This is a genomic window from Wolbachia endosymbiont of Drosophila bocki, assembly GCF_028982005.1.
In the GTDB taxonomy this organism is placed as follows: domain Bacteria; phylum Pseudomonadota; class Alphaproteobacteria; order Rickettsiales; family Anaplasmataceae; genus Wolbachia; species Wolbachia pipientis.
The window spans coordinates 1-10572 of record NZ_JAPQLG010000050.1; the positions used below are offsets into that span (position 1 = coordinate 1).

A 10572-nucleotide genomic window follows, 5' to 3' on the forward strand; every position below is an offset into this window, starting at 1 on the left:
AGATATACCTCTTTCTTAACTATGCTTATTTTACCTCATATTTTCGAGATCCTTAACAGGTTCTAAGATATAAATTCCCTAATAATAAAACGGGTTTTGTGTCATTCCAGTACTCCTCTCTTATAATTCACGTATTTAAGAACGACTTCTGCTAAACCTTTACTAATTCCAGGTACGTTTTGAATTTCAGCCAGAGAAGCTTTGCTTATATTTTTCACTGAACCAAAATAAGACATCAACGCTTTTTTTCTTTTGTTGCCAATGCCGGGTATTTTGCTTAATTGTGAGACTATAAACTGTTTATCGCGTTTTTTTCTATGTGAAGTTATCGCAAAACGGTGGGCTTCATTACGCAGCGATTGTAAGTAAAGCATGACTTTGCTGTCATTTGCCAGACTGAATTCTTCCCTGCCCAGCATATAAAATCTTTCATTTCCTGCGTTACGATCAGGACCTTTTGCCATACAAGCAAAAGGAACGTTTATATTCAATACTTCCAGTACATTCTGTACTATGGAAACATGTCCTGGTCCACCATCAATCAGTAAAAAATCAGGTATTATGCCTTTTATATTGCCGGAGAAACGTCTGGTTAGCACTTCCCTCATCATTTTATAGTCATCGCCTGAAAATTTTTCCTTTATAGTAAATTTTCTGTACTCACTCTTTAAAAAACCCTCCTGCCCTGCAACAACCATTGCACCAATTTGTTGATTTCCAAATATATGGCTATTGTCATAAACTTCAATACGCTTTGGAATATTTGGTAACAAGAAGATTTTGCTAAGCTCCTCAAGCTTTTCTAGGTTATTTCTATAATCGATAAGCTTCTGCTCTAAGCTATGCTGAGAGTTATCATAAACAAATTTCAATAAATCACGCTCTTTTTTATTCTTTGCATGCAGAACTTTTACTGGCTTTTGAGCAACCTTATATAGTGCTTGTTCTATAATTTCCTTATCCACAATAGAATCTGGAACGTAAATTTGTATTGGAGGTATATTAGCTGAATTACAAAAATTGACCAAAAAGGTGGATAAAATTTCATCATTTGAGTGATCACCACAGTTCTCAGCAAAGTAAGGAGTGCTGCCGTAGTTGTCTTTATTTCTAAACGATAACACACTAATACATGCTAGATCCTCTTCACGTACAATACTGAAGAAATCTGCATCTTTTTCAAAAGAAAAATCCGCGTGCTGTATTTGAATTTGCTCAAGAAACTTTACCCGATCTCTATATATAGCAGCAAGCTCATAGTTTTCTTCACTGCTGCACTTTCTCATTGTGAAAAGTAACTGTTCTTTCACTTCCTTATTTCTTCCAAGCAATGTATTTCGTGCCTGTTTTACTGATTGGCAGTAGTCGTCTTTTGTGATTTTATCTACGCATGGTGCTGAGCAGCGCTTAATTTGATATTCAATACATGGTCTTTTTGTTGAGGAAAAGTATTGATCTGAACATACTCTTAGGAGAAAAGCTTTTTGCAATGACAATATAGTTTGCTTAACAGCAGCAGCAGATGTAAAGGGACCATAATAATGAAACTCATTCTTCTTAAATTTGCCTCTATATTTTGCTATTCTTGGATAATCGTGCTTGGAAATTGTTATATAAGGATAAAATTTTCCATCCTTGAGCACAATATTATAAAGTGGTTTCAATGATTTTATTAGCTGTGCTTCAAGAAGCAGTGCTTCGATTTCATTCTCAGTGATGAATATTTCAACCTTAATAACCTGTAAGAGCATAACTCTAATTCGTTCAGAAAGGTTTTCGAATTGAAGGTAGTCGGATAACCTCGACTTCAAGTTTTTTGCTTTTCCAACATATAAAACTTTATTCTTATCTCCAACCATCTTATACACGCCACAGGACTGTGGAGATGATTTGATTTGTTCTTTATATTGCCTGAGCATTTATCCATTGCTTAACCTGTATGAGGTTAAAATCTGCTACTAAATGAAAGATGGAAACTACATTTTCAAGCAAAGATAATCTGTTTCTTCTCAGCTTATCAGAATCACAGTTAATCTTTACACTGTCCATAAACTGATTGATAAACGGAGCAAAACCAGCAAGTTCATCAAGTGCTACATTAAAGTGGTTATTTTTTATCGCTTGTTTTATGTTTTTACAAGCAGTTATAGCACAATTTGATAGCGCAATTTCTTCACTTTCAATCAAAAACCTCTTACCGTAAGATGCACTATAAGTAGTGCCATCACTTTTTCTTACTTTGCTCATCATGTTACTGACTCTTTTGTAAGTGCTTAGAATCTGTTCACCTTCTGGCGTACTAAGATAACGATCCAATATAACAGTTTGCTTTTCTGCTGTCAGCAGATCATTAATACCGATTTTATGCAGTATTGAACCTATAGTATCTTGCCTTATATTTCTATTTTTTAAAATAACCTTGAATCTTTCTAAGCAGAATTTAAATACTAGTTCTGAAATTTGTTTTCTATTTGGCTTATCAGCTGACGTTGTATTTTTATTAAATAGAAGTCTTGAATATAAAGATACTGACTTATCTATCAATAGCCTAATTGGAATATGCAAATTATTTTCAAGTATTGTCCTAATGATACCAATTGTCATTCTCCGCAAACCAAACTGATCATACGAACCAGAGATTTTCTCACCTGCTGCAATTAAACCAACTAAGCTATCCACTTTGTCTGCAATTGACACAGCAATTGCTGAAGGGGATTTAGGACACTCCTGCTCTGGCCCGATTGGCTTATAGTGTTCAGTTATAGCTTCCACTATTTCTCTATCTTCTTGAAAATAAGAAGCATAATATCCACCCATTACTCCTTGTAATTCTGGAAACTCTCTTACTATCGATGTTGCCAAATCAGCTTTTGCCAAATATGCAGCACGTTCAACTTTTATCAGCGAGGCATGTGGAATAAATATGGCTATATACTTTGACAGAGCCGTAATACGTTTCACCTTTTCCCCCACGCTGCCAAGAAAAGCATGAAATAACATCGAACCTAATTTTTTGACATAATAATCTAGATTTTCCTTTTTATCTTGAGATATTAAAAATTGGGCATCAGCAAGACGTGCTTCTAATATTCTTTCGTGCCCTTTAACAACTTCACCATTGTTGACGTTGACAACAGTGACAAAGTGTGAAATTCTCTTTCCATTACTTAAAGCAAGGTATTTTTGTTGTGTATTAACTATACTAAGTATTACTTCCTTCGGTAATCCAAATGACTTTTCTTGATTTACTTCACCAAACAGTACGATTGGCCACTCTATAAGCCCCGTTAATTCATTCAGTAGATAATCATTTTTCTCAAGTTGTAAATTCTGCTCTTTTGTGAATTTATTAATCTGATCTAGTATAAATTGCTTTCTTTTGTCCATTTGGAGAATTACACTGTTTTTTTCTAGCAATTCAAAATAGTCTTTAGGTGTTTTAACAGTAAGCGCCGTACCACTTGAGAGAAATCGATGGCCATATGTTGTGTTAGATGCTGTAATCCCCGCAAAAGATACAGGTATTATTTCATCATTTAAAATGCATAAAATGTTTTTAATTGGCCTAACCCACCTTTCTTTTCCTTTGCCCCATCTCATACTTTTTGGCCAAGAGAAATTTTTTAATATTTCTCCTAGTTGATTTTTAAGAAACTCTTGAATGTTAAATGAGCAGCTTTCTCTTTTAATGAAGTAAAAATCCTCATTATTTACTTTTCGAACGAGCAAATCTTCTTCATTTTTCTGATATTTTCTTAAAAAACCTTCGATAGCACTTTTTGGTGCGTTAATGTTTGGTCCCTTAACTTCGTTATTGGAATCCTTTAGCTCCAAAGCATTTATGTTGTCGACAAATAGGGTAATGCGACGTGCCGTTACAAAAACCTCCATTGATGTAAATTTTACATTATTTTTGTTAAAAACATTGGCAATACAGCTCTTAACTTGAACTGTAGCTGAATTCTGCATTCTCGGTGGTATTTCTTCTGAAAGGCACTCAAATAACAACTGCAACGACATACGCTATTTACTCATGTACAATTCACAACATTTTTTTGTCAGCTCTCTAACTCTACCAATATAAGCTGTACGTTCATTCACACCAAGCACACCTCTTGCATCAAGCAGATTAAGTAGGTGACTAGTTTTAATACATTGGTCATAAGCTGCCATTGGTAGCTCCTTTTCAATAAGGAACTTGCACAATTTTTCCGTATCTTCGAATTGCTGCTGTACCACTTTAGTATCATAATAATCTAACGCTAGATAAGAAAATTCATATTCTCTTTGTTTAAAAATATCTCCATAAGTTACACCATTATCGTTCCAAGTTATATCGTAAACATTATCTACACCTTGTATGCACATTGCTAAACGTTCCAACCCATATGCCACCTCACCAGGAATCATCTTGCAGTCAATCCCTCCAACTTGCTGCATGTAAGTAAGCTGTGTTACTTCCATTCCATTGCATGTAACTTCCCAACCAAGTCCTGATGCACCAACACTTGGATTTTCCCAATCATCTTCAACAAACTTAATATCATATTTTTCTGTAGATATGCCAAGAACTTTTAAGCTATCTAAATAGACGTCTTGTAAATTATTACCAGATGGTTTTATTATAACTTGATATTGGTGATGTTGATACAAGCGATTAGGATTATCACTATAGCGCCCATCTGCTGGCCTAATTACTGGTTGTAAATATGCAATTCTTGTTGGTTTTGTATCAATTGCAGACATAATTGTTGCAGGATGTAATGTACCAGCACCAATTTCAGATGTGTATGGGTGAAGTATGACACAGCCTTCACCAGCCCAAAAATCTTGCAACTCCTTTATTATACTTTGTAGGTTCACACAAATTGTCACTTTTTATACTAAATATATAAATAAATAAGTACTATTCAATATTTATCTTTTTTGCAGCACTATGTAAATAATCACCTAAAACTGCTGAACTTTCTCTCACATACTGAATTATGCTTTTATTCAGGACAATTGCATCATGCATGGTTAAATCGCAGAATATAAACGCTGTTAAATACAGTAAAATCACTGCATAAAATGTGTGAAAAATCCCCTCAAATGTAATTGACATTGCATTATTATAGCTGAGTTGTATTGAACTTATTGGCCATGGTTTTATCACTTCTACGACATTAAAAAATACGTAAGGTATCATAAGAAAAAAGAAAAAGTGCACAAAATCATTAAACCAAAATGGGCATTGAAACATCTGCTTACATATATTCCCATAGAGTTTACTTACAGCATAATAAATTGACATTATTGCTGGCATTGAAAGTGCTACAGTCAGTACTTGCCCTGACGCTATTTGTATTACTATTTCTTCACCACTGTTTGCTGAAGGGTCTTGAGCATGAAAAACAAATATTCCAATTAATTGCATTACTAACATAACTATTGCCAATTTTGTAAAAACAGCAGCTACAACTATTCCTGAGTCTGGCATTTTATATAGTAAGTATTCGCCTCCATATGTAAGAATTAATATAACATCGACAATAAATAATATTAAAAAAGAAGACCAATAGCTCTGCCAACTTGGTAAATATCCTATTCCTAAAAGAGAGCTTACTGTTTTGGCAGGAAAAACCTTACCTAGCATCTTTCCCAAAAATTTAAAAAAAATCCCCATGTTCTAAGTAACACTTGGTTTATATTACTTATAATACTGTATTGTAACGGACTTATCAACAACTTAAAACATGTATTGAAAGATTTTAGGTAATATGCAGCAACAGTAGAAGAACGTGCGCCAAAATTTTAATAATTTTATAGGGCTTATGCACTTAAATTTTTTGCAATATCAAGTGCAGCGTAAGTGAATATTGCACTTGCACCCGCACGTTTGAAACCAATCAAAGACTCATAAATCACCTTGTCATAATCTAGCCAGCTATTATTTGCAGCAGCTTTTATCATTGCGTACTCACCGCTTACTTGGTAAGCAAAAATCGGAAAATTAAACTTATCACTTGCTGTTTTGATAATATCTAAATATGGTATACCTGGTTTAATCATAATAAAGTCTGCACCTTCATTTATATCCATTTCAATTTCGCACATTGCTTCGCGCGCATTTTTATAATCCATTTGATAACCACTTTTGTCTATAGAATGTGATAGCCCACATGAACCAACGACTTGCCTGAATGGAGCATAGAAGCTAGAGCAGTATTTCACTGCATAAGATAATATTAATACGTCTTGAAAGTTGTTATCATCTAATGATTTTCTGATTCTTCCTATTCTACCATCCATCATATCAGAAGGAGCAACTATATCACATCCTGCTTTCGCTAAAGCAAACGCTTGCTTACACAGCACTGATATAGTTTCATCGTTTTCTACATCCATCTGATTATCTTTTAAAATGCCGTCATGGCCGTGAATAGTGTATGGATCCAATGCAACGTCTGCAATAATACCAATTTCAGGTACCTTTAATTTTACAACACAAATTGCTCTGCAGATTAAGTTGTCAGAATTATATGCTTCCTCAGCGTTTTCAGATTTTAGTTTACTATCAACTACAGGAAAAATTGCAACAGCATTAATCCCTAAATCTTTAGCTTCCTTAACTATAGACACTAATCCATCTATTGAATAACACTTTACGCCTGGTAAGCCAGAAATTGGTTCAGTTGTTTCTTCTCTGTCATGAACAAACAGAGGAAGAACCAGATCATTTACTGATAAACTATTTTCACTTGTTAAATTGCGAACCCATTTGCTCGAGCGCCTGCGTCTTAATCTTGTATTTGGGAAATTAAACATTGGATCCAGGCAAATTCCCAGTAAAGAGCAACACCCCTGAAATGAGTATCACCCAAAACACTGATATTGGTAAAAATACTTTCCAACCAAGGCGCATTAGCTGATCATATCGATAACGAGGTATTGTTGCTCTAATCCAAATAAATACGAATAAAAGTATAATTATCTTCAAAACGAACCAAATTAAACCTGGAATTTTATAAAGCAAACCAAGTTCTAACGGAGGATACCATCCCCCCAGAAAGAATATTGTCATCATAGCACTTGCTAAAATCATATTTGCATATTCTCCAAGAAAAAAGAGGGCAAAAGGCATGGATGAATATTCAACGTTATATCCAGAGACAAGCTCTGCTTCAGCTTCTGGTAAATCAAATGGGTGACGATTGGTTTCTGCAAGCAAAGAAATAAAAAATATTATTCCTATAGGCATTAGTAGTAAATCAACCCAAAATGGCATATTGTGTTTCGCTACCGCCATCTCTCCAAGATTTAATGTTCCAGTGGTAATAACGACTGTAGCAACTATTAAGCCTATTGAAACTTCATACGAAATCATCTGAGCAGCCGACCGTATAGCGCCAAGAAATGCATAATTAGAATTGCTTGACCAGCCTGCAATAATCACGCCGTATACTCCCAGCGACGATATAGCTAGCACATAAAGCACTCCAACATTAATATTTGCTATAACCTTAGGAATAACTACTTGCTGGCCATTTTCTACAATTACTTCAGCACCAAACGGTATAACTGCCCAGGCAATTAATGCCAAGATAAAGGTAAGCATTGGAGCCATAATGAACAGTATGGTGCTCGCTCTAAATGGTATTATCGGCTCCTTAATCAGGAGCTTAATAGCATCTGCAAATGGCTGCAATAGCCCAAAAGGTCCAACTACACTTGGGCCGTGCCTCAGTTGAATTGCAGCAAGGACCTTACGCTCAAAGTATGTCAAATATGCAACTGAAAGTAGTAGCGGTACTAAAATAAATAAAATATTAACTAGCGTGTTCATAAAAAGCTTTAGTACAATCTGCCATTATTTCTGAAGCGCGACTTATTGAATCCGTCATATAAAAATTACACTCCTTTAAAGTAAAAGGTGTATTACTTAAATTTATTTTACCATTGCTAATTGGCACCCATGTGTTTTTTATCACTTGATCAGCATTTCTAAACTGTGGACCGATAGTATCTAATTTTTTTCTCACGTCAAATAAACTATCATATGGTAAGGAGAGATCCAAATATTGCGAGAGATTTTTAATAATTAACCAGTCCTCCTTTGCTTCACCTGGAGGAAATACAGCTAAATTTGTTCTTTGCACTCGACCTTCAGTGTTTACATAAGTTGCATATTTTTCTGTATATGCAGCACCAGGCAAGATAACATCTGCCACATGTGCACCCTTATCACCGTGATGACCTTGATAAATTACAAATGTGTTTTCTAACTTTGATGTGTCAATTTCATCTGCACCAAGAAGATAAACCACTTCTATTTCACCACTTTCTGCATGTTCCAATATTTGATTAATATCCCTTTCGCCTTTTTTAGGAACAAACCCAATATCTAGCCCACCAACTCTTGCTGCAGCTTTATGCAGCACATTAAAGCCATTCCAGTCATCTCTGATCATGTTAAATTTTTCTGCAATTTTGCCAGCCAGAACTAGAACTAATTCAGAATCATCTCTTACTAATGCATCTTGACCGATAATCAGCATAGGGTTTTGAGCAGCTACCAGCAGCTCACAGAATTTATGACTTCCATTTGCTATTTCACTCAAAATATCAGGATTATCGCCCAATTTCTCAACATGATACAAATATTCAATGTTAGGACCAACACTTGCAACAGGAAAGTTGCCCTGTAAATATCTCTTTCTCAATCTTACGTTAATGATCGGTGCTTCTATCCTTGGGTTTGTATTTATAAGCAGACACAAATCCGCATTCTCTATACCTTCAATAGTGGTATTGAACACATACGATCCACGATTATTTGGTATAAGTTTTGCACCATCTTGCCTACAGTCTATATTCCCCGAGCCGAGCTTCTGCATCACTTCTTTGAGTAGAAGCATAGACTCACAATCTGCTAAATCACCTGCAATTGCAGCTATTTTATTTGATTTTGTATTCTTTAATTTCTTTGCAGCAACAGTTAATGCTTCATTCCAATCAACTGGGGCTAATTTACCATCTTTTTTTATATAAGGTCGATCAAGACGCTGAACTTTTAGTCCATCATAGGCAAAGCGGGTTTTATCTGATATCCATTCTTCATTTACCTCTTCGCTCAGCCTTGGTAATATCCTCATAACCTCCGGGCCACGATAATCAACTCTAATTGCGCTACCCACAGCATCTAGCACATCTATAGTCTCACAATGTGATAGCTCCCATGGACGCGCTGTAAAGGAGTAAGGCTTTGAAGTTAAAGCTCCTACCGGGCAGAGATCTATGATATTTCCGGATAATTCAGAACTAATATGCCTTTTTATGTAAGTGCTAATCTCTACATTTTCTCCCCTTCCGATTCCTCCAAGTTCATTTGTACCTGCAACATCAGACAAAAATCTAACACACCGAGCGCAATGAATGCATCGATTCATCGCAGTCTCAATCAGTGGTCCGAAGTGTTTTTTTGGCACAGCCCTCTTATGCTCATCAAGTCTGCTGGTTCCTTTCCCATAAGCCATCGTGATATCTTGCAAATCGCATTCACCACCTTGATCGCAAATTGGGCAATCAAGCGGGTGGTTAATTAGCAAAAACTCAAGCACACCTTCACGTGCTTTTTTAACCTTAGGGGTATCAGTGTGAATAACCATCCCTTCTGCAACTGGCATTGCACAAGAGGCTACTGGTTTTGGAGGTCCACCCTCCACTTCAACCAAACACATTCTGCAATTACCAGCAATTGCTAAACGCTCATGATAACAAAAACGTGGAATTTCAACGCCCACAACCTCACAAGCTTGAATTATAGTGAGCCCATGCTCTACTTCACATTCCTTAGAATTAATAGTAACTTTAACCACAATTATTATACAGCTTCCCACTTTATAGGATTGCCGCTTACCTCATCTTCAACCAGATTGCCGTTGTCATATTGAGCAGACATATAATTCATGCGCGAATCACGATCTATATATCTAACAGGTTTTACCGGTTTATCTTTATACATTTTTTGCTCAGCTTTCTTACGCTGAGTAGGGTTATTTTTACTAGCTGTCTTTGCTTTCCCACCTGCTGCCATATAAACTCCTAAAAACTTTTCATTCTATTTTAACACTTAAGTATATAGCGTCAATATTTAATAACTTTAAAATTTCAATAGATCTCTTATTATGATCATTTTACAATCATTGTTTAAATAAAAAGTTACCCCTTGATGCCATTCCAGCGCATGACGCACAGCTGTACGAACATTGCAATTTGCAGGCAATTTGCGTGGCAGATTCAAGTAGCTGACACTGGTTTCCATCCAAAACAGCAGTAGCCCTTTTGGTGTCATTTCAGTGCTTGACACTGAAATCCAGGATTTTGATTGGATACTGAGTTGGTAAGCATAAAAGTATAGCTAACGCGAGCTCTACGTCATACCGCGATTTATTCGCGGTATCTCAAAGCATAGATCCCGCTAACAAGCAGCGGGATGACGATTGTCGTTTAGCTATAAATATTTAAGAAATTTACCAAATAAAAAAAAGGCAAAAGAAGCCCTGGGGTTATTATCTGCTTTAAAATATTGGC

General features: G+C 35.8%; 8 protein-coding genes. All 8 read right to left on the bottom strand.

The features are described from left to right. Positions 1-101 precede the first annotated feature (101 nt). The 8 genes from uvrC to OZD61_RS01015 all read right to left on the bottom strand — a co-directional run bounded on the left by uvrC (position 102) and on the right by OZD61_RS01015 (position 10075). Positions 102-1919, bottom strand: coding sequence for an excinuclease ABC subunit UvrC (gene uvrC, locus OZD61_RS00980; protein ID WP_274979514.1), 1818 nt, complete (start codon positions 1917-1919; stop codon positions 102-104). Beyond that, entirely contained in the window at positions 1903-4020 is a 2118-nt protein-coding gene (glyS, locus tag OZD61_RS00985; protein WP_274979515.1) for a glycine--tRNA ligase subunit beta, read from the bottom strand. Before glyS ends, uvrC begins: the two co-directional genes overlap by 17 nt. 3 nt (positions 4021-4023) lie before the next feature. Continuing rightward, positions 4024-4863 carry a glycine--tRNA ligase subunit alpha gene (locus OZD61_RS00990; RefSeq protein WP_081818057.1) on the bottom strand — a complete coding sequence of 280 codons (840 nt, stop codon included), beginning with the start codon at positions 4861-4863 and terminating at the stop codon, positions 4024-4026. 43 nt (positions 4864-4906) lie between these two features. Beyond that, on the bottom strand, positions 4907-5665 hold the full coding sequence (locus tag OZD61_RS00995) for a phosphatidylglycerophosphatase (RefSeq protein WP_274979516.1): 759 nt from the start codon (positions 5663-5665) through the stop codon (positions 4907-4909). 146 nt (positions 5666-5811) lie between these two features. Then, positions 5812-6807, bottom strand: coding sequence for a porphobilinogen synthase (gene hemB, locus OZD61_RS01000; RefSeq protein WP_274979517.1), 996 nt, complete (start codon positions 6805-6807; stop codon positions 5812-5814). Further along, positions 6800-7825, bottom strand: coding sequence for an NADH-quinone oxidoreductase subunit NuoH (nuoH, locus tag OZD61_RS01005; protein ID WP_274979518.1), 1026 nt, complete (start codon positions 7823-7825; stop codon positions 6800-6802). Before nuoH ends, hemB begins: the two co-directional genes overlap by 8 nt. Beyond that, positions 7809-9857: an NADH-quinone oxidoreductase subunit NuoG gene (nuoG, locus tag OZD61_RS01010; protein ID WP_274979519.1), complete on the bottom strand. Its 2049-nt coding sequence runs from the start codon at positions 9855-9857 to the stop codon at positions 7809-7811. Before nuoG ends, nuoH begins: the two co-directional genes overlap by 17 nt. Before the next feature lie 5 nt (positions 9858-9862). After that, the gene (locus OZD61_RS01015) at positions 9863-10075 is read right to left on the bottom strand and encodes a hypothetical protein (RefSeq protein ID WP_006279675.1); all 213 of its coding nucleotides are present in this window, start codon (positions 10073-10075) and stop codon (positions 9863-9865) included. Positions 10076-10572: the final 497 nt, after the last annotated feature.